1 protein-coding gene is annotated in these 1,474 nt (G+C 67.2%); it reads right to left on the minus strand.

What is annotated here, in order from left to right; all coding sequences use genetic code 11:
• Window positions 1–1,474: condensation domain-containing protein (locus RAC97_RS24560; RefSeq protein WP_375102213.1), on the minus strand; the 1,474-nt coding region annotated here is incomplete at both ends.

The following is a 1,474-nucleotide window of genomic DNA, read 5'->3' on the forward strand; positions in this document are numbered from 1 at the left end:
ATGGCTCAGGCTGCGCTCCGGCTGCAACGCTTCGACCAGTTGCTCGAACGGCAGCTCCTGATGCTGCTGTGCGCCCAGCGCTGCCTCCCGTGCCTGTTGCAGCAGGCTAAGGAAGACCTGCTGGTCGCTGAACTCGGCCTTGAGTACCTGGGTATTGACGAAGAAGCCGATCAGCCGCTCGGTTTCCAGACGGTCGCGATTGGCGATGGGCACGCCGACGCGGATATCATTCTGCCCGCTGTAGCGGTGCAGCAAGGCCTGGAACGAGGCCAGCAACAGCATGAACAGGGTCACGTTCTGCGCCTGGGCCAACTGGCGCAGTTGCTCGCTCAACTTCGCCTCCAGCGTCAGCGCCACACGCCCGCCATGGGCGCTGAGGGTGGCCGGGCGTGGGTGGTCGGTGGGCAATTCCAGCACGCCGGTGGCGGTGCCCAGTTGGGCTTTCCAGTAGCTCAACTGACGCTCGCGCTCACCGGCTTCCATCCACTGGCGCTGCCACAAGGCGTAGTCGGCGTATTGCACGGCCAGCACCGGCAGCGCGGCATCCTGGCCTTCACCGGCGGCGTGGTAGCGGTGCACCAGTTCCTCGACCATCACCTGCATCGACCAAGCGTCTGACACGATATGGTGCTGCACCAGCAGCAGCACATGCTCGTCCTCGGCCACGCGCAGCAGGTTGACCCGCAGCAGCGGGCCTTGGCGCAGGTCGAACGGGCGCTGCACCTGGGCCTGTACGTAGTCGCGCAGGCGCTGTTCCTGCTCGGCACCGGGCGCCAGGGTGTCGTGCACGATCACCAGCGCAGTGGGCGCGGCGATGTGCTGCACAGCCTGGCCGTCGTGTTCGACGAAGGTGGTGCGCAGGCTTTCATGGCGGGCGATCAGGCCGTCGAAGGCCGTGGCCAACGCCGCCGAGTCGAGTGGGCCGCGCAGGCGCAGGGCGGCGGGAATGTGGTAGGCGGCGCTGTCGGGCTGTAACTGCCAGAGGAACCACTGGCGTTCCTGGGCGTAGGACAGCGGCAGGGCCTGGTCACGCGTGGCAGGCATCAGGGCAGGGCGAGCGTCGCTGTCGGCCTGGCCCAGGGCCTGGCAGAAGGCGCCTAGGGTGCTGTGCTCGAACAGGGCGCGCAGGGCGATGTCGAGGTCCAGTTGCTGGCGGATGCGCGAGCGAACCTGGGTGGCCAGCAGGGAATGACCGCCGAGCTCGAAGAAGTTGTCGTGCAGGCCGATGCGCTCCAGTTTGAGCACGTCCTGCCAGATGGCGGCGATGCGTTGTTCGAGTTCGGTGCGCGGGGCGGCGTAGGCTTTCTGCGCCTGGCTGGCGTCGGGCTTGGGCAGTGCTTTGCGTTCGAGCTTGCCGTTGGGGCTCAGCGGCATGCGCTCGATGAACAGCAGTTGACTGGGGACCATGTAGTCCGGCAGGGCTTGGCGCAGCGGTTCGCGGAGAGTCTCGCGCAGGGCGTCCTGGGTTTCAGGC

It is taken from the genome of Pseudomonas sp. LS_2 (genome assembly GCF_042709235.1).
In the GTDB taxonomy this organism is placed as follows: Bacteria; Pseudomonadota; Gammaproteobacteria; order Pseudomonadales; family Pseudomonadaceae; genus Aquipseudomonas.